Genomic DNA, 22,002 nt, shown 5'->3' on the forward strand with positions numbered 1-22,002 from the left:
GAAGCCAGTGAAAGGAGGTCAGTCGGTGAGTTCGACGTTCCCGTCGACGTCGAGGTCGACGACGACGTCGAAGCGGTCGCGGTAGGATTCGACGACGGCGTCGTCGTGGACCTCGTCGGAGAGATGGAAGAGGCCGACGGCGTCGTACTCGGCGAGCAGGTCGAGGAGGCGGCCGACCGCCTCTTCGGTCGGTTCTTCGCCGGCGTAGTACGCGAGTTCGGTGATGGAGTCGACGCTCACGCGGAGTTTGCCGTCGTGGCTGTCGAGGAAGCGTTCGGTCTGTTCGATGATGCCGTCGAGGTCGTCGGGCGCGGAGACGTAGTGGACGTTGTCGCTGGAGCGGCGACTGTAGCCGCGTTCGACGCTGAGGGTGTCGAGGATGACGGCTTTCTCCTCGTCGACGTCGTAGTAGTCGAGTTTCTGGCGGACTTCGCGAGCGGTGGTGCGCGTGGAGATGACGAGGAAGGCGTCGGTGTCGTCTCGGAGGAAGTCGGTGTCGATGCGGTCGGTTTCGCCCGTAGAGGGATGAACGAGGAGGACGCCTGTCCCACCCGGAATGGTGTCCTCGGTGCCGTCTACGGCGAGCGTGTAGTCCATAGGTGTTTGGGACCGGCGGGACAGACTTAGGCGTTCGGGTGCCTGCTTGCGGTTCGCTAGCAAGCGATTGCGGGCGGGTGCGATTGGTCGGGAGCGCTCGGTTCGCGGTCAGAAGACGCTGTCGGCGGTGGCGGCGCCGACGACGCTGAAGATGGCGCCGACGGTGATGGCTTTCCCGGTGGCTTCGGCGACGACGGCCATCGGCGGGTCGGGGTCGGCGAGGATGGCGTCGGCGCCGACGAGGAACGTGGTTGGGGCTGCGAACGCGAGTGCGAGGATGGTCACGGAGCCGTACGCGACGACCATCAGGGAGAGGAAGCGGAGGGGGATGCCGCCGAGTTCGGCTTCGCGGTCGGGGTCGCGGTCGTCGTCGGCCTTGTAGAGGGCGCCGTAGCCGATTCCGAAGACGATGGCGATGGTGACGAGTGCGTGCCAGACGGTCATGTTCGCGGCGAGCACCCAGACCTCTTCGGTGACGACGAACGGGCCGGCGAGCAGGAATCCGCCGACGAGCTGCTGGGCGGTGTCGGCGAGCGCGTACCGTTTCCGTCGGCCGACCATGCCACAGCGGACGCTTCGTGCGTTGAAAAAACCCGTGGGGGCGGATGCGTCCCGGTTGGTCGTCGAGTCGGGTCGTCGTGGGAGCGTGCGGGGTCGAAGCGCCGCGAGTGCGTTCGTCGATGCGGTGAGTGCGTTCGCCGATGCGGTGAGTGCGTTCGCCGATGCGGTGAGTGCGTTCGCCGATGCGGTGAGTGCGTTCGCCGATGCGGTGAATGCGTTCGCCGATGCGGTGAGTGCGTTCGTCGATGCGGTGAATGCGTTCGCCGATGCGGTGAGTGCGTTCGTCGATGCGGTGAGTGCGCGGTCGGGGGCGTGGAGCGAACGGGTTTTGATGCGGGGTCGTGTGGCATCCCGTATGAGTGTTCGCGAGGAGTTCGACGCGTGGGCGGCGGATGGCCGCGACAAGGGCATGGAGGACCGGCACTGGCACACGGCGAAGCACGCGCTGGCGCGGATGCCGGTGGAGCCGGGGGACGTCGTCCTCGACCTCGGGTGCGGGAGCGGGTACGCGGGGCGTGCGCTGAAGGAGGCGGACGACGCGGGGCGCGTGTACGGGCTGGACGGGTCGCCTGAGATGGCGCGGAACGCGCGCGAGTACACCGAGGACGAGGACGTCGGGTTCGTCGTCGGTGACTTCGGGAGTCTGCCGTTCGCGACCGATAGCGTCGACCACGTGTGGTCGATGGAGGCGTTCTACTACGCGAGCGACCCCCACGAGACCCTGCGGGAGGTGCGGCGCGTCCTGAAGCCGGGTGGGTCGTTCTACTGTGCGGTGAACTACTACGAGGAGAACGTCCACAGTCACGGCTGGCAGGATTCGATTAGCGTGGAGATGACGCGCTGGAGTCACGACGAGTACCGCGAAGCGTTCCGCGACGCGGGGTTGTACGTCGCCGAACAGGATTCGATTCCGGACCGCGACATCGAGATTCCGGACGCGGACGCCTTCCCGACCGAGAATTGGGAGACGCGCGAAGAGATGGTGGAACGCTACCGCGAGTACGGGACGCTCCTCACCGTCGGCGTCGCGCCCTGACCGTCGGCGTCGCGCCCTGACCGTCGGCGTCGCGCCCTAATCGTCGGTCTTGTGGCTCGACGCACCAGGTTCGGAGGCGGTCGCGATTCTCGGTTGCGGGAGAGTCCCGATATGCCATAGCTTTAGGCGATTCGGGGGCGTTCCTTGGAGATATGAACGAGGGCGACGGGCGAGCTTTGCGGTACTCCTGGACGGCGAGCGGGTCCGACGAGCCATCCGAACGGTTCAAGATGCTCGTCGGGACGCTCGAGGACGCGGTCTTCGAGCTCGACGGTGACGACCGGCTCGTCGCGGTGAACGACGCGCTCGTTGCGCAGACCGGGTACGAGTCGTCGGCGCTCTTCGGCGAGGACGCGTCCACGCTCGTCGCGGAGCAAGACGAGACCGCGTTCGTCGAGTCGCTCGCGGCGCTCCGGTCGGCGTCGAGCGACGACCCGTCGACGTTCGACGTCCGCGTCGATTCGCCGACCGGCGACCGCGTCCACTGGTCGGTTCAACTCGCGGCCGTGGACGAGCGCGAGGACGACGAGCGCGTCGTGGGCGTGGCGCGGGACGTCACCGCGGAGCGCGCTCGCGCGGAGGAACGCAGGAAGTACGAGCACATCCTCGAGACCGTCCAGGACGGCGTGTACGTCGTCGACACGAACGGTCGATTCACGCTCGTGAACGACGCGTTCGTGGACTTCTTCGGGTACGAGCGCGAGACGTTGCTCGGCGAGCACGTGTCGACGGTCGTCGACGACGAGATCGCCGAGCGCGCGGCCGACCGGGCGGCGGCGCTCGAGGCGGACCGGGCCGAGGACCCGCTGCTGGAGGCGGACGTGGAGACCGCGACCGGCGAGGCGCTCACGGCGGTGGCGTCGTTCGGAATCCTGCCAGGTGAGGACGACCGATTTCATCGCGTCGGCGTGGTCAGGAACGTGACGGAGCGACGAGCGCGCGAGCGCGCGCTCGAGGAGTCAGAGCGACGGTATCGGACGCTCGTCGAGAACTTCCCGGAGGGCGCGGTCGGGTTGTTCGACGAGGACTTCCGGTTCACGGCGGTCGGTGGCGAGTTGATGACGGAGATTGGGACGAATCCGGCCGAGCGCGTCGGCGAGTACGTGTTCGACCTGTACCCGGAGGACGTCGTCCGGGAGATTCGGCCGTACTTCGAGGGAGCGATCGCGGGCGAGAAGCACTCGTTCGAGATCCAGTACAGGGGGCGTGACTTGCTCGCGCACACGCTCCCGGTGAGCGGCGACGACGAGGTGTTCGGTGGGATGCTCGTGGTCCAGGACATCTCGGAGCGCCGGGAGCGCGAGCGCGAGTTGAGCGAGGAACGCGAGCGGTTGGCGGCGGTGAACAACCTCCACGAGGTCGCGCTGGAGGTGAATCGGGCGCTGGCACGGCAGCGGTCCCGCGAGCAGATCGAGGCGGCGGTCTGCGAGCATCTGGGGTCGTCGGATTCGTACACGTTCGCGTGGGTGGGGTCGCTGGAGCGCGAGGGCGTGGGCGCGGACGAGCGGACGCGCGTGGTGCCGTCGTCGGCGACGGACGAGTCGATGACGTTGGAGGCGTTCGACGTGGACCTGGACGCGCCGGTCGAGGAGATGGGGCCGGACGAGCGAGCGATGGCGACTGGCACGGTTCAGGTGTCGTCGACGGTATCGGCGGCGCCAGCGGACGGGTTCTGGCGGGCGCACGCCGAGGAGATGGACGTGGTGGCGGTGGCGTCGGTACCGGTTCGGTTCGAGGACGAGCCGTTCGCGGTATTGAACGTGTACACTGACCGCGAGGATGCGTTCGGCGAGGTGGAGCGTGGAGTGCTGACGCAACTCGGTGAGATCATGGGGTTGGCGATGGCGGCGGCGGCGCGCGCGGAGACGGTGGCGTGGGAGCGCGAGCGCTTCGAGCTCCTGAATCGCCTCATCCGTCACAACCTCCTGAATTCGCTGAACGTGGTTGGTGCGCGCCTGGAGCTGTTGGAGGGGCACGTGGACGAGGCGGTGCTGGGGCATCTGGAGACGGTGCAGGTGCGGACGCGGGAGATGACGCGGGTCGTGGAGACGATCCGGCACGTGATGCAGGCGATCGGGGACGAGAACCACGAGCTGGAGCCGGTGGCGCTCGGGTCGATGGTCGCGGAGCAGGTGGAGCGTGCACGGTCGTCGTATCCGGCGGCGTCGTTCGAGGTGTGCGGTGACCTGAATGAGGTGGGGCCGGTGATGGCGGACGAACTGCTGGGTGAGGTGCTCGAGAACTTGTTGTCGAACGCGGTGGAGCACAACGATGCCGACGAGCCGCGGGTCCGCGTGGGGGTGTCGTCGTCGGATCGGGCGGCGTCGGTGTGGGTGGCGGACGACGGGCCGGGGGTGTCGGCGGAGATGCGCGAGCGGTTGTTCGAGAAGGGCGAGCGTCGGTTCGACAGCCCGGGGTCGGGCTTCGGGCTGTACCTCGTGCGGGAGATCGTGCACGCGTACGACGGGGTGGTCGAGGTGGAGGCGTCCGAGATGGGTGGGGCGCGCTTCGAGGTCACGCTCCCGACGCCGGACGACGCGACGTGAGCGTGGCGGACTGGCGTCGTCGGACGGGCGCGGGACGGGCTCGCGCGCCGAACCAGTCGTGACGGAGCGGTTCGCCGGCGAGATTCTCGACGATTCCCTCGGCTTCGAGTGGAAGCACTGGTGTCTGGAACGACCGGGGTCCTGTGGGTCCAGCGGTGCGGCCGTCAGACCGACCCCAGGTTTACGTCTCGTGTAAACCTCGCTGGGTTTCGGATGGTCCCACGCACGCACCGAGCGCGAACGCAGTGAGCGCTCGGCCTCTCTTCGGCAACGTTTGTTCGAGGAGGGTGCGCGTCCGGCGCACCCTTCGCAGAAAGCGGTTGTTAGTCGTCGCAGGTGGCGTCGGCAGCGTCGGTTTCGGCGTCGGCAGCGTCGGTTTCGGCGTCGCCGGTTACGTCGTTCGATTCGGGTGTTTCGTGGGGGACGCTCATGACGATGGCGTCGCCGGAGAGGACGGTGGTCTCGTCGGGGGTGTCGGTGTGGGTGGTGACGGTGGTGTTGGCGCGGAGCTGGTCGTTGCCGAGGTCTTCGACGATCTCGACGTGGGCGGTGACGGTCTCGTCGGGGCGGACGGGGGCTTCGAACTGGAGGTCCTGGGAGAGGTAGACGATGTCGCCGTCGAGGTCGGCGAGGGCGGCGGAGAGGACGCCGGCGGAGAGCATGCCGTGGGCGACGCGGCCGTCGAACATGGTGTCTTCGGCGTAGTCGGTGTCGACGTGGATGGGGTTGGTGTCGCCGACGAGGTCGGCGTACGCTTCGATGTCGCTTCTCGTGATGGTCTTGGTGGCGTCGGCGGTGTCGCCGACGGATGCGACTGGCATGGACGTGGCTTTCTCTGAGGCGTCATTAGCGTGTCGGGTTAACATGTGAATCAGGAGATTCAGGGTGGTCGTGGGTGATTGGTGAGGTATGCCACGGGTACGGAACGACGGAGTGGAGATCGCGTACGACGTCGCGGGGCCGCCGGATGCGCCGGTGGTCGCGTTCTGCGAGGGGCTGGGGTACGGGCGGTGGATGTGGCGGTTCCAGCGCGAGCGCCTCGCGGACTACCGGACGATCGCGTTCGACAACCGTGGGACGGGCGCGAGCGAGGAACCGGCGGACCCAGAGGCGTACTCTATCGGGGCGTTCGCGAGCGACCTGGAGGCGGTCCTGGACGCGGAAGGCGTCGAGTCGGCGCACGTCGTCGGTGCGAGCATGGGTGGGATGACCGCACAGCGGTACGTTCACGAGTACGACCGCGCCGAGTCGCTCTCCCTGCTCTGCACGAGTCCGGGCGGCGAGCTCGCGGTGCCGACGCCGGCGGCGACCCAGGAGCGGATGTTCGACGTGCCCGAGGACGCGGACGAGCGCGAGGCGATCCGGTTCAAGATGGAGCCGGCGATGACGGAGTCGTTCTGGGCGGCGAACCAGGACCTCGTCGCGGACATCGTCGACTGGCGCCTCGAGAGCGACGCGAGCGAGTTCGCGCGGAACCAGCAGGCGGCGGCGGTCGCCGCGTTCGACGCGACGCCGTGGCTCGCCGACCTCGACGTGCCGACGCTCGTCCTGCACGGGACGGGCGACCGCGTGCTGCCCGTGGAGAACGGCGAGCGCTTGCACGAGCGACTGCCCGAGAGCCGTCTGGAGTTGTACGAGGACGGCGCGCACCTGTTCTTCGTGGAGGACGCCGATGCGGTGACGGCGGACGTCCGCGAGCACGTCGCGGCGGTCGAGGGCGACGACGGGACGACCGAAGCGCCGGACGCGGACGCATGACGGTGCACGGGCACGGGTCGCGGCCGTACGACTGGGTGGGTGACTGGAGCGCGCGCCGACGCTCGCTCTCGCCTGACGCGGTCGGGCTGCGGGACGCGACGACCGGCGAGGCGTTCTCGTACCGCGAGCTGGACGAGCGCGCGAACGCGACCGCTCGCTTGCTCGCCGAGCACGGCGTCTCGAAGGCGTCGCCGGCGGCGGAGCCGGCGCCGGGCCCCGACCAGGTCGGCGACGCTGCGGTCGGCGGCCGCGTCGCGGTGGTGTCGCGGAACCGCCCGGAGCTCGTGGACCTGTTCTTCGCGACGGGGAAGACGGGTGGGGTGCTCGCGCCACTCAGTCATCGGCTCGCGGAGCGCGAGCTCGCCGAGTTGCTCGACGACGTCGCGCCGAGCCTCGTCGTGGTCGAGGGGGCGTTCGACGACGACGTGGCGGGTGCGCTCGCGCACGACGCTTGTGGCTACGACGGGCCGGTGCTCGGGCTCGGCGAGTCGCGCTTCGACGCGTTCGCGGACGCGGTCCCAGACGACCGCTCGCCGTTCGACGGCCCGGACCTCGGGATGGACGACGCGCACATGTTCCTCCACACGGGCGGGTCGACGGGGACGCCGAAGGAGACCGTCCTCACGCACGGCGGTATCGCGTGGAACTCGTTCAACACCATCACGATGTGGGGGCTCCGTCCGGAGGACGCGACGCCGATGGTGTTCCCGATGTTCCACACGGGCGGCTGGAACGTCCTCACGCTCCCGCTCTTTCACCTGGGGGCGGAGGTCGTCATCGCGCGCGAGTTCGACGCCGAGCAGGTCCTCGAGATCGTGGACGAGGACGACGCGACCCTCCTCGTCGCGGTCCCCGCTGTATTGCGGATGATGACGGAGGCCGAGGGGTGGGAGTCCGCGGACCTCTCCACGCTCCGGTTCGCGAAGTCCGGCGGCGGGCCGTGCCGGCAGAGCGTGATGGAGGAATGGTGGTCTCGGGGCGTCGACCTCTCGCAGGGGTACGGCCTCACGGAGTGCGGGCCGAACAACTTCGCGATGCCCGAGGGGTGGGCGCGCGAGAAGGCGGATAGCGTCGGTGTCCCCGGGATGCACGTCGACGCCAGGGTCGTCGACGACGATGGCGAGGAGTGCGAGCAGGGTGCGGTCGGCGAGCTCGAACTCGCGAGCCCGCACGCCGCGGACCGCTACTGGCGGGCGCCCGAGGAGTCCGCGGCGACGTTCGGCGCTCGCGAGGGAGACGACCACGCGTACGTCTCCACGGGCGACCTCGCCAGGGTCGACGACGACGGCTACGTCCACATCGAAGGTCGGAAGAAGGAGATGTTCGTCTCCGGCGGCGAGAACGTCTACCCGGCGGAGGTCGAGGACGTCCTCAGCCAGCACGCGAAGGTCGACGACGTCGTCGTCATCCCCGTACCCGACGACACGTGGGGCGAGGTCGGGAAGGCGGTCGTCGTCGGCGACGAGACCCTCGACCTCGCGGCCGTCGAGGCGTTCTGCGACGGGAAGCTCGCGCGGTTCAAGATCCCGAAGCACCTGGCGTTCGTCGACGAGATGCCGACGAGCGGCCCGTCGAAGATCGACCGTGGCGCGGTCGAGGAGCGGTTCGGCGGGGCGTAAGGCCGCCGATGGCGGTTCGGCGGGACGTAAGGCCGCCGATGGCGGTTCGGCGGGACGTGGTCACCAGGACCAGGACCCGCCGGGGTCGTCGACGCCGCGGACCCGCCTGGCGCCCTGCCAGACCTGGGTGACCCCGATCAGGGTTCCGACGAGGACGGCGACGACCCAGGGAACGGCGTCGAGCGCGCCGCTGACTGCCATCGCGAAGAACGCCAGTCCGATGCTCGCCTCGCCGGCGCCCCAGAGGTGGTGGGACTCGACGCTTGCTGGCGGGCGAGCGCTCGTGATGTAGAGCACGCCAGCGAGCCCGAACAGCGCCACGTAGCTGGCGGTGCCCGGCTCGGCCCACGCTCCCGTGACGAAGACGGCCATCAGCACGCCGAGTCCGAGGAGGACGGCGCCGTAGACGGCTCTGGTTCGCGGCTGCACGGATTCGGCTTCCGCGGCGACGCTGAAAAAGGTCGGTCCTACGGCTCGGGGTGGGCGTCTACGACTCGGGGTGGGCGTACACCATCTCCATCCGGAGTCCCTCCTCGTCCTCGCCGGGGTCGTCGGGGAGCGTCTGGAACTCGCCGGTGAGTGAGCTGGCGGTGACGGCGAGCGCGAACGCGTCGAGGAGGTCGTCGTTCGAGAGCGCGGGGTCGTCCCAGTCGAGGAGCGCGCTGCCGGCGTCGGCGAGCGCGTCGTGGAACGCGCTTCGGCGGTCGCCGTGGTCGTCGGTGACGTCGGGGTGAACGGCGGCGAGGGCGTCGACGCGCTCCCAGTACGCGGCCGCGGGCTGGCTCGACTTCGAGAACCGCATATCCTGGTGGTCGTTGAGCGCCCAGAAGCACACTTCGGGGTGGGCTTCGCGGATGCGGTCCTGGGTCGCTTCGGTGGCGGCGTCGTCGCGTAGCACGCTGTCGACCTCGCGGATGCGATGGGTGATGTTGAACGTCTGCTGCATCAGGCCCTTGTCCACGCACTCCTTCTGGGTCGCGTTCGCCGTGGCGTAGTCGTCCTCGTCGAGGATCTCCCGGATCGGGACGTTGAACACGCTCGACTGGCGGTTCTCCAGGCGTTTGCGCGCTTGAACCTCCGGCTCGCGGGCGGGGTCGTCGTCGGGGAGACCGATGGGGACGTCGACGAGGACGGTGAGGTGCTCCGCGTCGACGGTTTCGAGGTCGCTCCAGAGGTCGGTCCAGAGGGCGCGGAACGCGCTACCGTCGGCGTCGGTGTCGGCGTAGCGATGGACGCTCGCGTACTCGCGGTCGTGGTATTGGACGGCGACCCAGCCGTCGGGGGCGGCGTCGACGCCGACGGCGACGTGTTCGGGCATGACTGCGCGTTCGGATGCGGCGAGGATAAGCCCCCGGTCGTCGCGCACCGAACTGACCTTGGAATACAAAGCAAGGGCGCGTGTCTTGCCGGTTCAGGGGTGTTTCGGGAAGAAAACGCTTATGAACGAACACGTCGATGTTTGTGTAACGGTACCACACGAATCATGATCGACCTCGCGATGGACATGGAGCAGTACGACTGCCCGTTCATCGACACGACCGCCGACCACGACGTCGAGTTCGCGGCCGCGCACTGGGAGTTCCATCCGGTCGCGGAGGAACTCGAGTGCCGGATGGTCGTCGAGAGCCCGGACCGCGGCGCGCTCGACAACGGGCTGTCGGCGCTCCAGTCCCACGAGAACATGCACGACGTCGACCTCCTCGCGAAACAGGAGGGCGTCGCGCACCTCAAGACCGTGATGGCGGAGACGGACGCGATGGGCACCATCCGCGACAACGACGGCTACATCACGGGCCCGTTCTACATCGCCGACGGCTCGGAGACGTGGCACGTCGGGTTCGACCAGGCGTCGAAGGCCGACGGCACGCTCAGCGAACTCGAGCGCGACAACGAGTTCGACGTCGTCGAACGCGACGAGGTGACGCTCCCGCAGATGAACGACGTCGTGCAGAACGCCGCGGCGGCGATGACGCTCGTCGACGGCTGCCGCGAGCTCTCCGACGTCGAACGGCAGACGCTCGAATCCGCGGCCAGCGGCGGGTACTTCGAGAGCCCGCGGCAGACGAACCTCGGGGACCTCGCCGAGGAGTTCGACGTCTCCAAGCCCGCGGTCTCGAAGAACCTCCGCAGGGGCGAGCGGAAGATGGTCGAGCGCGTCGTCGACGCGCTCTCCGAACTCGACGACTGAGCGGCCGCCCGGTCGACACACGGGAGTTCCGCGGTCAACGTTAACACGTTAACGTGGCAGTTCTTGCGGGATGCGAGCATCTACCAGTAGTGTCATGAGTCGCGTACACGTGTCACGAAGGAAGATGCTGGGAGCGATCGCCGCGGCGGGCATCGGGGGCGCCGCCGGGTGTACCACGGGGAACGGAACCGAGACGGAGACCGACGGCGACGGCGGCGACGGCGGTGGCGGGTCGACGACGAGTCAGACCACGTCGCAGGCGGACGTCTCCGCGAGCGGCACCGTGAAGATCGGCGTGATGCAGCCGATGAGCGGCGACCTCCAGTACTACGGGATGCAGGCGATCTGGGGGTTCCTCTCCGGGCTCGCGTACAAGACCGACACCGACCCGCTGACGGGCGTGTCCGAGGGAACGGAGACCATCGAGGACGGGGACGTGACGTGGGAGCTCGTGTTCCGCGACACGGAGTTCTCCGCGGACAAGGCCCAGACGATCGCGACGAACCTCGCGCAGGACGACGAGGTCGACGCGCTGTTCGGCGGGACGTCGTCGGCGGCCGCGGGCCGCATCATCGACACGGTCATCAACACGCAGGAGGTCGACATCCCCTACATGGCGGGGCCGGCGGCGTCCGCGAGCATCACGTCCAGTTCGAAGACGTGCTCGCCGCAGGTGTTCCGCGCGAACGAGAACACCGCGATGGACGCGCGTTCCGGCGGGAAGTACGTCGCGGAGGAGACGGACGTCGAGCGCGTGTTCCTGATGGGCGCGGACTACTCGTTCGGGCGTGCGGTCGTCCAGAACTACAAGGAGGTCCTCGAGACCAACGGCGTGGAGATCGTCGGCGAACGGTTCGTTCCGCAGGGGTACGACGAGTTCGACGGGTTGTTCCAGCAGGCCGTGGAGGCGGACGCGCAGGGCGTCGTCGGCGGGTTCACGGTCGCGACGCTCCCGAACTTCCTGACGGCGGCGGCGAACTACGACGTCCGCGTCTTCGGCGGGTTCGCGACGGAGATCACGAACTCGGTGCTGGGTGGACTGCTGGAGAACCTGCTCGGCGACGACTTCACCGCGCAGGGCATGCGTGACGCCGAGATCGGGCCGTTCACGACGCGGTACCACTGGAACCAGTACGACAACGACATCAACTCGTCGTTCGTCGACATGTACACGTCGGCGTACGGGAAGGTCCCGGACCTGTTCACGTCGGGGACGTTCACGGCGGCGTCGTCGTTCCATCAGGCCGTGCACGCGTCCGGGTCGACGGACGGCGTCGACCTCGTGGACGCGATGACGGGGATGACGGTGACGGACACGCCGAAGGGCGAGGACGGGTACGTCTTCCAGGAGTACAACAATCAGGCGCGCTCGGAGATGACGGTCGCGTATCCGGTGCCGACCACCGACGAGTGGTCGGACCTCTGGGGGGCGAGCATCCAGCCGAGCGACCCGGTGTCGCGCGTCGACAAGGACCAGACGACGATCCCGCGTGGCGGCATGGATTGCTCGCTGTAGGCCATGGGGACGGAACTACTGCGGACGCAGGGACTCGAGAAGCACTTCGGTGGCGTGACCGCGGTCGACGACGTCGATTACTCGGTGTCGACTGGCGAGACGGTCGCGCTCATCGGCCCGAACGGCGCGGGGAAGACGACGTTCTTCAACCTCCTGACGGGGTCGCTGTCGCCGTCCGCGGGAACGGTCGAGTTCCGCGACGACGGCGAGTGGGTGGACGTCACGGACTTCGACACGCACGAGACCGCGCAGGCGGGCATCCACCGGTCGTACCAGGTGACGAACATCTTCCCGACGAGTACCGTCCGGGAGAACGTGCGTGTGGCGGCGCAAGCGCACGGATCGGACACGCATCGGTTCTGGCGGCACGCGGACAGCTTCGAGGACTACCACGCGGAGACGACGCGCATCCTCGAGCGCGTCGGACTCGGCGACCTCGCGGACCGACCCGCGCAGGCGTTGAGTCACGGCGAGAAACGCCACCTCGAACTCGCCATCGCGCTCGCGGGCGACCCCGACCTCCTCCTGCTGGACGAGCCCGCGGCGGGCGTGTCCAGCGAGAGCGTGGACGAGGTCGTCGACCTCATCCGGGACGTCGCGCAGGACCACGCGGTCCTGCTCGTCGAGCACAACATGGACGTCGTGATGGACCTCGCGGACCGCATCACGGTCCTGCATCGCGGCGCGCTCATCGCCGACGGCGAACCGGAGGCGGTCCGGGCGGACGAGCGCGTTCGCGAGGCGTACCTCGGCGGGTACGGGAGCGACGACGACCCGACTGCTGGTGATAGTCGACCGGACGACGCGGGCGACGGCGCCGGCGACGGCGACGGCGATACCGCGGCGACCGACGGAGGTGTCGCATGAGCGCGGACGAGCAACCTGCGACCGATGCGACAGCCGGAGGCGTGGCCGAGAGCGTCGACGCGCCGCTCCTCGAGATGGAGGACGTCCACGCGTACTACGGCGAGAGCCACGTCCTCGAAGGCGTGTCGCTGCGGGTCGACCGCGGGGAGACGGTCGCGCTCATCGGGCGGAACGGCGTCGGGAAGACGACGACGCTACGCGCGGCGCTCCAGTTGACGCCGCCGCGCGAGGGCGTGGTCAGGCTCCGCGGCGAGGACGTCACGGGCGAGCCGACCCACGAGCTCGCGCATCGCGGCGTCGGGTGGATTCCCGAGGACCGCCGGATGTTCGAGGAGCTGACGGTCGCGGAGAACATCGGCGTCGCGGTGAAGGACGCCAGCCGCGTCGACGAGAAGCTCGAGAGCGCGCTCGAGACGTTCCCGGAGCTCCGCGAGCACGAGAACCGGAAGGCGGGCGACCTGTCGGGCGGCCAGCAGCAGATGGTCGCCATCGCGCGCGGGCTCGTCGGCGAGAACGACCTCCTGCTCGTGGACGAACCGAGCGAGGGCCTCGCGCCGCAGATCGTGCAGACGGTCGCCGAGGCCTTAGAGCGCGTGAGCGACGAGGCGTCGCTCCTGCTCGTCGAGCAGAACTTCCCGCTCGCGATGGACCTCGCGGACCGCTTCTACCTCGTCGACAACGGCCGCGTCGTCGAGAGCGGTAGTACGGAAGGCGTGACCGCCGACGACGAACGGATACGGAGGTACCTAGCGTGACCTGCTCGCACGAGCGTCCGGCGTCCGCCAGGACGCCGGTACCGGTGCGGTCGACGGGTCGCACAGCGGCGGGTCGGAGGTGGTCGGCGTGACCTTCGACGTCGCGTCCGTCCTCCTCGCGGCCCTGTTCGACGCGGTCGGCGGACTGCCCGTCGGCGCTATCGTCGGCGACTTCCTGGAGTTCCTGTCGCCGTCGAACCTCGCGGGCGTGCTCGTCGACGGCATCGCGAAGGCGGCGGTGTTCGCGCTCATCGCGGTCGGCCTGACGCTCATCTTCGGGCTCATGGGCGTCCTGAACTTCGCGCACGGGTCGTTCACGATCGTCGGCGCGTACGTCGCGGGCCTGGCGATGGTGCTCATCGTCTCCACCGGCGACGGTATCGTGACGCGCGTGGCGCTGTTCTTCGTCGCGGTCGTCGTCGCGTTCGCGGCGGTCGCGGCGCTCGGCGGCGTCATCGAGACGAAGCTCATCCGGCCGCTCTACGACCGGCCGCCGCTCTACCAGATCCTGCTGACGTTCGGGTTGACGCTCGTCATCGACGAGGTCGTCCGGATGGTCGTGGACTTCTACGGCCTCCAGCCCCGGAGCGCGTGGCAGGAGGCCCTCGGGACGCGCCCGGACTGGTTCCGCGAGAACCACGAGTACTTCGGGCTCACGGTGGAGGGCATGGACCTCTTCGAGATCTTCCTCGGCGTGGTCGTCATCGGCGCGGTCTGGCTGTTCCTCACCCGCACGCGGTACGGGCTGTTCATCCGCGCGGGCAGCGAGGACGCCGAGATGGCGGAAGCGCTCGGCGTCGACGTCCGCCGCGTGTTCACGGTCGTGTTCGGTATCGGCGCCGGCCTCACGGGCGTCGCGGGCGCGCTCCTCATGTGGGACCCCGGCTGGGGCGCGAGCGTCACCGTCGGCGCGGAAGCCCTGCTGCCGGCGTTCGTCGTCGTCATCGTCGGCGGCCTCGGCACGTTCAAGGGAACCGTCGTCGCGGCGCTCGTCGTCGGGCTCGCGGACGCAACGATGACGTGGTGGTTCCAGAACGTCCTCGTCACCATGTCGTGGCTGCCCGAGGTCGTCGTGTTCGCCATCCTCGTCGGCGTCCTCATCGTGAAACCACGCGGCCTCTACGGCGTCCAGGAGGTGGGCGGCCATTAGCCCGCCTGCCTCCGGCGCCGACGACGACCGCGACGGTGTCGCCGAGGACGCGAACGCGACCGCGTCCACGGACGGCGGCGAGACGCCACCAGCGGACGCGCCGGGCGACGACGCGGCCAGCGCGTCCGAGCGCCGGCCGCGCACGAGTCACGGCCTGCTCGGCGGGACGCTCGCGAACGTCCTCGGTGGCGACTCGGCGTTCGCGCGGTACGCGCGGTCGACGACCGCGCACGCCGTCGTCCTCGCCGTCCTCGCGCTCTACCCGTTCGTGCACGCGTTCTTCACGAACCCCGCGACGTTCAACGTCGTCCCCGTCCTCTCGGCGGCACCCGAGTACTGGGCGGAGACGTTCGTCGCCGTCCTCCCCCGAGTGGAGACGATGGTCGCCATCTTCTACTTCGGGCTGTTCGCCGCGAGCTTCGACTTCATCTCCGGCTATACGGGGTACCTGTCGTTCGGGCACGCGGCGTTCTACGGCGTCGGCGCGTACGGCGTCATCCTCGTCGCGAACGGCAAGATCCCGCTGCTGGGGAGTCAGACGCCGTTCATGGTGACGATACTCGTCATGGCGATAGCTGCCGCGGTGCTCGCGGTACTCCTCGGGCTCGTGTCGTTCCGGCTGTCGGGCGTGTACTTCGCGATGATCACGCTCGGGTTCAGTCAGATCCTGTACGTGCTGTTCGCGTCCTGGGACTTCGTCGGCGAGAACCCGCGGGACGGCGTCGCGGTCCTCGACCACCCGGAGGGGTTCGAGATCGGGGTGCCGTTCGTGGACGCGCTGAACCTCCAGATCGGCCAGCTCCAGGGCGACTCCGTGCTGTACGGCCTGGACATGGCGAAGCTCGGGTTCGACTTCCTCGGGTTCGTCGACGTCACGGTCGACCTCGGCGGGACCGAGGTGTCGTACTACATGGTCGGACTCGTCGCCGTCCTGGGGTACGCGGCGATGCAGCGCATCATCCACTCGCCGTTCGGCCGCGTGATGATCGCGATCCGGGAGAACGAGGAGCGCGCTCGCGCCATCGGGTACGACGTGTACAAGGTGAAGCTCGCGGCGTTCGCGATGAGTGCGTTCTTCGGCGCTATCGCCGGCGGCCTGTTCGCGGGGTTCCGGCGCTCCGTCAGCCCGGAGAACTCGCTGTACTTCCTCGTCGCCGGGGACGCCCTGCTCGCCGCCGTCATCGGCGGGTTCGGGACGCTCGCAGGCCCCATCTTCGGGCGGCTGTTCCACATCAGTATCGAGGAGTTCCTGTCGAAGTCCGGGAGCGGCGGCGGCCTGCTCCCGTGGCTCGAACGCACGCTCGGGGACGCGACGATGTCGACCGAGACCGTCGGCGGCGTCACCGTCGGCGAGGGCGTCGACACGTTCCTGAACGGGCACGCCGAGCTGTACGTCGGGCTCGTGTTCGTGCTGTTCGTGCTGTACGTCCCGAACGGCTTGCTCGGCACCATCCGCGTCCGCATGGGCGGGACGGTCGCCGGGCAGACCGCGGCGCGCATCAAGCGCTGGGCGGCCGGCTCGGGGCGCGCCGACGCGGACGCGGCCGCGAGCGCGACCTCGGGCGCGGACGCGGAGGACGACGATGACTGACGGGGCGTCGACCGGCGACGCGCCCGCGGTCTGCCTCACCGGCCTCGGGACGTACGTGCCGAGCATCGTCGTCACCGGGGAGGAGATCGCGGACGCCTCCGGCGTGCCCGAGGACGTCGTCGTGGAGAAGATGGGCGTGCGCGAGAAGCGCGTGTGTCCGAGCGACGACGACCACGCGACCGACATGAGCGCGAAAGCCGCCAGAGAGGCGCTCGACGACGCCGAAATCGACCCCGCCAGTCTCGACCTCGTGCTCTACCATGGGAGCGAGTTCAAGGACCACGTCGTGTGGTCGGCGGCCGCGAACGTCGCGGACCGCATCGGCGCCACCGAGGCGTACGCGACCGAGTCCTACACGCTCTGCGCTGGCGCGCCCATCGCGCTCCGGCAGGTCGCCGCGCAGGTACGCGCCGGCGACGTCGACCGCGCGCTCCTGGTGGCGGCGAGCCGCGAGGAGGACCTCGTCGACTACGAGAACGAACGGTCGAGCTTCATGTTCAACTTCGGGAGCGGCGCGAGCGCGTACGTCGTCGAGGCGGGCGACGCTGCGGCCACGGCGACCGGCGGTGACGAGTCGGTCGCGACCGACGGTGGCGACGCCGCGGCCGCGAGCGCGGAACTGCCCGCGAGCGAGCGCGCTCGCGCGGTCGTCCGCGAATCGGCCGCCGTCACCGACGGCTCGTTCTCGATGGACGTCGTGATGCCAGCCGGCGGCTCGAAGCACCCACCGAGTCGCGAGACCGTCGCGGCTGAGGAGCCGATGCACACGCTCGACGTCCCCGACCCCGACGGCATGAAGGAGCGCCTCGCGGACGTGAGCCTCGAGAACTACCTCGACGTCGCCGACGACGCACTCGCGAAGAGCGGGTACGACCGCGGCGACCTCGACTTCGTCGCGGTGACGCACATGAAGCGGTCGTTCCACGACCTGCTGTTGGGTGAGCTCGGCTGCGACCCCGAGACGCAGGGGTACTACCTCGACGAGTACGGGCACGTCCAGAGCGTCGACCAGGCGCTCGCCGTCGAGGAAGCCCTCGCCGCCGACCCGCCGCGACTCGAGGACGGCGACGTCGTGCTCTTCCTCGCCGCCGGCACCGGGTACACGTGGGCGGCGACCGTGCTGGAGTGGGTCGGGTAGGAGCCGAGTCCTCGGGTGCCGGTGGCGGTACCTTCTTCTCTCCGCCGCGAGTCGATTCGGGTCATGTCTGCGCCTGCGGCCGCGGCGAGCGCGTCCGACGCGAGCGTCCCGAAGCGCCGGCGGCGCGCGTTCGCGGTCGTGGTGTTCGTCGTCGTCCTCGACCTCCTGGGGTTCGGTATCGTCATCCCCATCCTGCCGTTCTACGTGCGGTCGTTCGTCGCGAACGACCTCTTCATCGGGCTGCTGGCGGCGTCGTACTCGCTCGCGCAGTTCGCGAGCGCGCCGTACCTCGGCCGCCTCAGCGACCAGTACGGCCGCCGCCCCGTCATCGTCATCTCGCTGGTCGGTGGCGCGGTCGCGTGGACGGTGTTCGGCGTCGCTGGGGCGCTCTGGCTGGTGTTCCTCGCGCGCATCGTCGCCGGCGCCGCTGGTGGGAACATCGCGACCGCGCAGGCGTACGTCGCCGACATCACGCCACCGAAGGACCGCGCGGGCGCGCTCGGCATCCTCGGCGCGGCGTTCAGCGTCGGGTTCATCATCGGGCCCGCACTCGGTGGCGTCCTCGCCAGCCCCGAGGTCCTCGCGGTCGCACGCGACGTCCTCCCCGGCGTCGTGCCCGTGACGCGGTTCTCGATGCCGAGCTTCGCCGCCGCCGTCCTCTCGCTGGGCGGCGCCGCGGTCGCGTGGCGGTACCTCCCCGACCCCGCGAGCATCTACGACGACCCCGACGCGGCCACAGGCGAGGACGACCCGGACGCCGAGGACGCATCGGAAACGACCCCGTCGGACGCGCCCGCGCCGACGACGCCGGCGCGGCCGTCGACGCTCGTCTCGCAGTTCCGCGACGCGCTCGCGAGCGACGCGCTCCGCGGACTCGTGATTGCGTTCTTCCTCGTGAACGTCGCGTTCTCGGGCGTCACCGTGGCGTTCGTGCCGTGGCTCGCGGACGTGTTCGGGTTCGCGGAACCGCAGGCCGCGGCGTTCCTGACGTACATCGGCGTGCTCGGCGTCGTCGTGCAGGGTGGGCTGGTGCCACGGGTGTCGCGCCGCTTCGGCGACGCGAAGATGGCGGTCGCCGGCCTCGGCATCCTCACCGTCGGCGCCGCGGTCCTGCCGTTCACGCCCGACGTCGGGCGGCTCGCCGACATCGCCGTCGGTGGCTTCGCACCCGCGGTGGTCGCACTCATCGTGCTCCTGCCGCTGATACCGCTCGGGAACGGCCTGCTGTCGGCGGCACTCGGCGCGCTCGTGTCGACGAGCGCGAGCGCGAGCGAGCAAGGGAGCGCGTTCGGCGTCACGCAGGGCGCGGGGAGTCTCGGCCGCACCGTCGGCCCGCCCGTGATGGCGGGTCTCTACGAGTTCGGCGCGCGCTGGTCGCCGTTCGTCGCCGGCGCCGTCCTCCTCGTCCCGGCGCTCGTCGTCGTCGCACGGCGGCGCGTCGACGCGGTGGAGTCGTAGCGCGCTCCCCGGCGTCGCTCGCGCCCGCGACGGCGGTCGTGGAGCGGTACGCTCATGAGCGAGCGGCCGCTATCCGTGCGTCGTGGCGCGCTACTTCAAGTACCCGTGTCCGGGCTGTCGGAGCACGAACGACCTCCACGACTTCGACTGCAAGTTCACGGGCACGCCGTGGTTCGACGTCGAGAAGGCGTACACGGACATCGTCGGCGCGCTCGCGGACGGCGCGAAAGCCGAGGACGAACTCCGGGCGGCGGCACACGGCGACTGGGACTCGTTGCATCAGGCGGCGTTCCAGGAGCTCCGGGCGACGCGACGCGTCGACGAGACGACCGACGAGAGCGGCCGCGAGGTCCTCGAACTCGTCACGCCCGACGAGTACCGCGAACGCCTCGCGCATCCGCCCCACGACCCCGTGAAGACCATCTACGAGGAAGGGAGCGTGCCGGGCGCGCACGACAACAGCGTGTTCGCGATGGTCGCGTACTACGAGATGATCGGCCTGTCGTGGGAGGAGACGAGGGAGAAGGTCGTCGACTGGCTCGTCGAGTCGGGGACGTGGCAGCGCGGCGGGTTCGAGGAGGAGAGTCCGGAGGAACTCGTGGACTCGAAGCGGCACGTCCACGAGCAGGGCTACGGGTGGAAGGAGAAGGCGAAGGCCGCGAAGGCCGTCATCGACCGGCGCGCGTGACGTGATCTCTGCGAGCGATTCTGCCGGGACTGGTGTGAGCCAGTACTTCCATCGGTTCCAGTGACCGTCGCGTCGCCGCTACTGGCGCCGGTGCCTATGGATGGCCGCACGGCACCGCGGCCGCACGGCACCGCGCCTCGCCCTCCCCAGCCGACTCCTCGTTCGCGCCGCTCACTCGTCGCCCCTCGCACGCGTCGCGCCGCCGCGGCTCGCCGCCGCTCGACGCGGCGCGCGGCTCGCGCGCCGACCGCCACGGGGACGACTACTACGCGCTCGGGTTCTCTTTCGCTCGCGGTGCGTTCCAGGCGATGAGCGAGTGCGCCCGCTCGACGGCGTCGAAGCGGTGCCCGAGGCGGACGAGAAGCCGGGAGGCGCGGGGGACTGACGCCGACCGTCGCGCGAGCTCTCAGGCGTTCGACTCGCTCCCTGAACCCGTCTTGCGCTGGTTCCGCGCCCAACCGAGCGCGAACGTGGCGGTTCCGGCGAGCACGAGGAGGCCGCCCGCGAGGGAGAGCCCTGCCTCGCCCAGGACGTCGACTATCGGGTCGTGGAGCACGAGCGTGTTCCCGACCACCGCGGCGAGGAGGCCCGCCCTGCCCAACGCGTCGTCCATATGTCGACGAACGCGAACGAGGGATTTAGGGGTTGGGAACGCGCCGCCAGCACGAAGTGCAGGTTTCTTGTCGCTACCACGAGTAGCGGGCACCATGTCGACCCTCCGGTCCCTCCGTGCGTGGTCGAACCCGGAGTGGCCGTCCACGCCGACGTACGCCGCGCTCGCTCGGTTCGGCGTCCGGCGGAGCGCGTTCGTCGTCCCGTTCGTCGTCGCCCAGATCGCGATACAGTTCCCCGCAGGCGGGTACTGGATGTCGGCGTTCCTCGTCGGTACCGTCGCGTCGTTCGCTCCCGGGTATCTCGCCGGCGCCGCCGTCATGTTCGACGACTACGGGCGGGCCGCGCTCGCCGCCCTCGCGAGCGCCGTCGTCCTCGTCGGGACAGGCGCCACGATGCACGCACTCGACCCCGGCAACGGCTTCGCCGTCGGCCTCCTCGCGTTCGGCGCATTCGGCTCACTCGCCCTCGGCGTCTTCGGGTACACCGCCGCCGAACGCGCGACCTGGGCGGCCGAGGACTGAGCCGGCGCTACCGACGTCAGCGTCGTCGAGAGAAGAACCGCGAGAACCGAACCGACCGTCGTCAGTTCGACTGGATGCGCGGCGCGAGCATGAACGTCACGTGCCCCATGCCCTCGGCGATGTCGAAGTGCATCTTCACGGGGAACTCCTCGCCGAGCTCCATCGTGACCTCCGCGTCCTTCGGGATGGCCTTGTCCATGTCCTTCAGGTAATCCAGCGAGAACAGCGAGTGCGCGTCGGCGGCGGAGAGGTCGATGAGGTCGTCCCGGCCGAGCTCGAGGTGGACGTCGTCCGCGTCGCCCTCCGCGTCCACGTAGAACTGCTCGTTCGACCCGTCGACGCCGAGCGCGATGTGGTCGCTGACCATGTCCGCGGCCTTCACCGCGCGGTTGATGTCCTTCCCTTCGACGACGACCTCGGCGGCGAGGTCGAGGTCCGGGATGTCCGGCTCCTGTCGGATGCTGTCGGGGTCGATGAGCGTGAGCGTGTACTCGAGCCCGTCGATCTGGATGTGGAGCTTCCGCGTCTCCTCGTCGAGTTCGAGACTGACGAGCTGGCCGGCGTCCGCCATACCGGCGATGTCTTCGAGCCGCGAGAGGTTCACGCCGATGAGGCCGCCGTCGGCCTCGTACGACTCGAACGCGTCCGCGGACAGCGACAGGTCGACCATGCCTACGTTCGCGGGGTCGACAGCGCGGATCTCGAGGCCGTCCTCCTCGAGGTGGATCTTGCACTCGTCCACCAGGACGCTCACGGAATCGAGCGTCGTCTTGAGCGTATCCGCGCTCACGATGGCCTTGAACATATTATCTCGTGGTACGAAAGCGGGCCCTAAAAAGACACCCTTTCCGGCCTCCGTGCGGGCGTTCCACGCACTCGCGACGCCCGTCGGAACGCCCCGGTTGGCGCGGCCTCGTCCGGGGGGACGGGCACGCCGACAAGGTGGCGCGTCGCGGTCGAGCACGTCGAGCGCGTCGTGGCGCTCTTGAGGCCGCCACGCGTACGTCCACGTATGACTCGCCCGACTATCGTGTACGACGACGACTGCGGGTTCTGTACGTGGAGCGCGGAGTACGCGGACGCACACGGCAACTTCCACCTGCTCGGGTTCTCGAAGCTCACGCCCGAGGAACGCGCTCGACTCCCCGACGACTACGAGGACTGCATGCACGTGTTCGACGGCGACGACACGTACTCGTGCGGCGAAGCAGCGGAGTTCGTCGCGGCGCAACTCAACACCGCCGAGGGCACCGCCGCGCGCGTCTTCCAGTCGCTCCCCGAGGGTGCGCGACGGCACGTCCGCGACCCGACGTACCGGTTCATCGCGGACCACCGGGATTGGTTCGGGAAGGTCCGCTCGAAGCGACCGCCAGCGCGGGACTGACCGCCTGCTCGCGA

General features: G+C 69.4%; 22 protein-coding genes. 15 read left to right on the forward strand and 7 right to left on the reverse strand.

What is annotated here, in order from left to right:
- Nucleotides 1–18: 18 nt before the first annotated feature.
- Both VYJ16_RS06830 and VYJ16_RS06835 read right to left on the reverse strand, forming a co-directional pair.
- A complete protein-coding gene (locus VYJ16_RS06830; protein WP_336349540.1) occupies nt 19–597 on the reverse strand; it encodes a DUF7090 family protein in 579 nt (192 codons plus the stop codon).
- Between the two features lie 108 nt (nt 598–705).
- Entirely contained in the window at nt 706–1,158 is a 453-nt protein-coding gene (locus VYJ16_RS06835) for a DUF2391 family protein (protein WP_336349541.1), read from the reverse strand.
- 355 nt (nt 1,159–1,513) lie between these two features.
- Between VYJ16_RS06835 and VYJ16_RS06840 the strand changes: the two genes are divergently transcribed.
- Nucleotides 1,514–2,194, forward strand: a complete 681-nt coding sequence (locus tag VYJ16_RS06840; protein ID WP_336349673.1) for a class I SAM-dependent methyltransferase — start codon at nt 1,514–1,516, stop codon at nt 2,192–2,194.
- A gap of 152 nt (nt 2,195–2,346) precedes the next feature.
- Nucleotides 2,347–4,740, forward strand: coding sequence for a PAS domain S-box protein (locus tag VYJ16_RS06845; RefSeq protein ID WP_336349542.1), 2,394 nt, complete (start codon nt 2,347–2,349; stop codon nt 4,738–4,740).
- 323 nt (nt 4,741–5,063) lie between these two features.
- Here VYJ16_RS06845 and VYJ16_RS06850 read toward each other — a convergent pair whose 3' ends face one another.
- Entirely contained in the window at nt 5,064–5,561 is a 498-nt protein-coding gene (locus VYJ16_RS06850) for a MaoC family dehydratase (protein ID WP_336349543.1), read from the reverse strand.
- Between the two features lie 88 nt (nt 5,562–5,649).
- Here VYJ16_RS06850 and VYJ16_RS06855 point away from each other — a divergent pair, with 88 nt between their 5' ends.
- Nucleotides 5,650–6,498, forward strand: coding sequence for an alpha/beta fold hydrolase (locus tag VYJ16_RS06855; protein ID WP_336349544.1), 849 nt, complete (start codon nt 5,650–5,652; stop codon nt 6,496–6,498).
- The gene (locus tag VYJ16_RS06860) at nt 6,495–8,117 is read left to right on the forward strand and encodes an AMP-binding protein (protein WP_336349545.1); all 1,623 of its coding nucleotides are present in this window, start codon (nt 6,495–6,497) and stop codon (nt 8,115–8,117) included. Before VYJ16_RS06855 ends, VYJ16_RS06860 begins: the two co-directional genes overlap by 4 nt.
- Before the next feature lie 60 nt (nt 8,118–8,177).
- Here the strand turns inward: VYJ16_RS06860 and VYJ16_RS06865 are convergent, their stop codons facing one another.
- Both VYJ16_RS06865 and VYJ16_RS06870 read right to left on the reverse strand, forming a co-directional pair.
- On the reverse strand, nt 8,178–8,546 hold the full coding sequence (locus VYJ16_RS06865; protein ID WP_336349546.1) for a DUF7994 family protein: 369 nt from the start codon (nt 8,544–8,546) through the stop codon (nt 8,178–8,180).
- A 58-nt stretch (nt 8,547–8,604) separates the two neighbouring features.
- Nucleotides 8,605–9,435, reverse strand: a complete 831-nt coding sequence (locus tag VYJ16_RS06870) for a DUF429 domain-containing protein (protein WP_336349547.1) — start codon at nt 9,433–9,435, stop codon at nt 8,605–8,607.
- A gap of 165 nt (nt 9,436–9,600) precedes the next feature.
- Between VYJ16_RS06870 and VYJ16_RS06875 the strand changes: the two genes are divergently transcribed.
- From VYJ16_RS06875 to VYJ16_RS06915, 9 genes are all read left to right on the forward strand, one after another.
- Nucleotides 9,601–10,305, forward strand: coding sequence for a helix-turn-helix domain-containing protein (locus VYJ16_RS06875; RefSeq protein WP_336349548.1), 705 nt, complete (start codon nt 9,601–9,603; stop codon nt 10,303–10,305).
- A 124-nt stretch (nt 10,306–10,429) separates the two neighbouring features.
- Nucleotides 10,430–11,821 carry an ABC transporter substrate-binding protein gene (locus VYJ16_RS06880; RefSeq protein ID WP_336349549.1) on the forward strand — a complete coding sequence of 464 codons (1,392 nt, stop codon included), beginning with the start codon at nt 10,430–10,432 and terminating at the stop codon, nt 11,819–11,821.
- A 3-nt stretch (nt 11,822–11,824) separates the two neighbouring features.
- A complete protein-coding gene (locus VYJ16_RS06885) occupies nt 11,825–12,688 on the forward strand; it encodes an ABC transporter ATP-binding protein (protein ID WP_336349550.1) in 864 nt (287 codons plus the stop codon).
- Between the two features lie 74 nt (nt 12,689–12,762).
- The gene (locus VYJ16_RS06890; RefSeq protein ID WP_336349674.1) at nt 12,763–13,443 is read left to right on the forward strand and encodes an ABC transporter ATP-binding protein; all 681 of its coding nucleotides are present in this window, start codon (nt 12,763–12,765) and stop codon (nt 13,441–13,443) included.
- Between the two features lie 124 nt (nt 13,444–13,567).
- Nucleotides 13,568–14,593, forward strand: a complete 1,026-nt coding sequence (locus VYJ16_RS06895) for a branched-chain amino acid ABC transporter permease (protein WP_379762022.1) — start codon at nt 13,568–13,570, stop codon at nt 14,591–14,593.
- A 379-nt stretch (nt 14,594–14,972) separates the two neighbouring features.
- The gene (locus VYJ16_RS06900) at nt 14,973–16,184 is read left to right on the forward strand and encodes a branched-chain amino acid ABC transporter permease (protein ID WP_336349676.1); all 1,212 of its coding nucleotides are present in this window, start codon (nt 14,973–14,975) and stop codon (nt 16,182–16,184) included.
- A complete protein-coding gene (locus VYJ16_RS06905; RefSeq protein WP_336349551.1) occupies nt 16,177–17,322 on the forward strand; it encodes a 3-oxoacyl-[acyl-carrier-protein] synthase III C-terminal domain-containing protein in 1,146 nt (381 codons plus the stop codon). The genes VYJ16_RS06900 and VYJ16_RS06905 overlap by 8 nt, the downstream gene beginning before the upstream one ends.
- A 63-nt stretch (nt 17,323–17,385) precedes the next feature.
- Entirely contained in the window at nt 17,386–18,780 is a 1,395-nt protein-coding gene (locus VYJ16_RS06910; RefSeq protein ID WP_336349552.1) for an MFS transporter, read from the forward strand.
- Between the two features lie 82 nt (nt 18,781–18,862).
- Nucleotides 18,863–19,468 carry a DUF7474 family protein gene (locus VYJ16_RS06915; RefSeq protein ID WP_336349553.1) on the forward strand — a complete coding sequence of 202 codons (606 nt, stop codon included), beginning with the start codon at nt 18,863–18,865 and terminating at the stop codon, nt 19,466–19,468.
- Nucleotides 19,469–19,874: 406 nt separating this feature from the next.
- Here VYJ16_RS06915 and VYJ16_RS06920 read toward each other — a convergent pair whose 3' ends face one another.
- Nucleotides 19,875–20,081 carry a hypothetical protein gene (locus VYJ16_RS06920; protein WP_336349554.1) on the reverse strand — a complete coding sequence of 69 codons (207 nt, stop codon included), beginning with the start codon at nt 20,079–20,081 and terminating at the stop codon, nt 19,875–19,877.
- Between the two features lie 94 nt (nt 20,082–20,175).
- Between VYJ16_RS06920 and VYJ16_RS06925 the strand changes: the two genes are divergently transcribed.
- Nucleotides 20,176–20,604: a hypothetical protein gene (locus tag VYJ16_RS06925; RefSeq protein ID WP_336349555.1), complete on the forward strand. Its 429-nt coding sequence runs from the start codon at nt 20,176–20,178 to the stop codon at nt 20,602–20,604.
- Between the two features lie 61 nt (nt 20,605–20,665).
- On the opposite strand, the gene VYJ16_RS06930 is transcribed toward VYJ16_RS06925, so the two are convergent.
- On the reverse strand, nt 20,666–21,409 hold the full coding sequence (locus VYJ16_RS06930; RefSeq protein ID WP_336349556.1) for a DNA polymerase sliding clamp: 744 nt from the start codon (nt 21,407–21,409) through the stop codon (nt 20,666–20,668).
- Between the two features lie 207 nt (nt 21,410–21,616).
- Between VYJ16_RS06930 and VYJ16_RS06935 the strand changes: the two genes are divergently transcribed.
- Complete coding sequence (locus VYJ16_RS06935; protein WP_336349557.1) at nt 21,617–21,988, forward strand: thiol-disulfide oxidoreductase DCC family protein; 372 nt, start codon at nt 21,617–21,619, stop codon at nt 21,986–21,988.
- Nucleotides 21,989–22,002: the final 14 nt, after the last annotated feature.

It is taken from the genome of Halorubellus litoreus, from assembly GCF_037081675.1.
In the GTDB taxonomy this organism is placed as follows: domain Archaea; phylum Halobacteriota; class Halobacteria; order Halobacteriales; family Natrialbaceae; genus Halorubellus; species Halorubellus litoreus.

Bases quoted from the DNA above. Each gene is read 5' to 3' on its own strand.
- VYJ16_RS06930 (WP_336349556.1), bottom strand. From the start codon at position 21,409: ATGTTCAAGGCCATCGTGAGCGCGGATACGCTCAAGACGACGCTCGAT.
- VYJ16_RS06925 (WP_336349555.1), top strand. From the start codon at position 20,176: ATGTCGACCCTCCGGTCCCTCCGTGCGTGGTCGAACCCGGAGTGGCCG.
- VYJ16_RS06835 (WP_336349541.1), bottom strand. From the start codon at position 1,158: ATGGTCGGCCGACGGAAACGGTACGCGCTCGCCGACACCGCCCAGCAG.
- VYJ16_RS06885 (WP_336349550.1), top strand. From the start codon at position 11,825: ATGGGGACGGAACTACTGCGGACGCAGGGACTCGAGAAGCACTTCGGT.
- VYJ16_RS06845 (WP_336349542.1), top strand. From the start codon at position 2,347: ATGAACGAGGGCGACGGGCGAGCTTTGCGGTACTCCTGGACGGCGAGC.
- VYJ16_RS06850 (WP_336349543.1), bottom strand. From the start codon at position 5,561: ATGCCAGTCGCATCCGTCGGCGACACCGCCGACGCCACCAAGACCATC.
- VYJ16_RS06860 (WP_336349545.1), top strand. From the start codon at position 6,495: ATGACGGTGCACGGGCACGGGTCGCGGCCGTACGACTGGGTGGGTGAC.
- VYJ16_RS06880 (WP_336349549.1), top strand. From the start codon at position 10,430: ATGCTGGGAGCGATCGCCGCGGCGGGCATCGGGGGCGCCGCCGGGTGT.
- VYJ16_RS06830 (WP_336349540.1), bottom strand. From the start codon at position 597: ATGGACTACACGCTCGCCGTAGACGGCACCGAGGACACCATTCCGGGT.
- VYJ16_RS06910 (WP_336349552.1), top strand. From the start codon at position 17,386: ATGTCTGCGCCTGCGGCCGCGGCGAGCGCGTCCGACGCGAGCGTCCCG.
- VYJ16_RS06855 (WP_336349544.1), top strand. From the start codon at position 5,650: ATGCCACGGGTACGGAACGACGGAGTGGAGATCGCGTACGACGTCGCG.
- VYJ16_RS06920 (WP_336349554.1), bottom strand. From the start codon at position 20,081: ATGGACGACGCGTTGGGCAGGGCGGGCCTCCTCGCCGCGGTGGTCGGG.
- VYJ16_RS06935 (WP_336349557.1), top strand. From the start codon at position 21,617: ATGACTCGCCCGACTATCGTGTACGACGACGACTGCGGGTTCTGTACG.
- VYJ16_RS06890 (WP_336349674.1), top strand. From the start codon at position 12,763: ATGGAGGACGTCCACGCGTACTACGGCGAGAGCCACGTCCTCGAAGGC.
- VYJ16_RS06900 (WP_336349676.1), top strand. From the start codon at position 14,973: ATGGTCGCCATCTTCTACTTCGGGCTGTTCGCCGCGAGCTTCGACTTC.
- VYJ16_RS06840 (WP_336349673.1), top strand. From the start codon at position 1,514: ATGAGTGTTCGCGAGGAGTTCGACGCGTGGGCGGCGGATGGCCGCGAC.
- VYJ16_RS06905 (WP_336349551.1), top strand. From the start codon at position 16,177: ATGACTGACGGGGCGTCGACCGGCGACGCGCCCGCGGTCTGCCTCACC.
- VYJ16_RS06870 (WP_336349547.1), bottom strand. From the start codon at position 9,435: ATGCCCGAACACGTCGCCGTCGGCGTCGACGCCGCCCCCGACGGCTGG.
- VYJ16_RS06875 (WP_336349548.1), top strand. From the start codon at position 9,601: ATGATCGACCTCGCGATGGACATGGAGCAGTACGACTGCCCGTTCATC.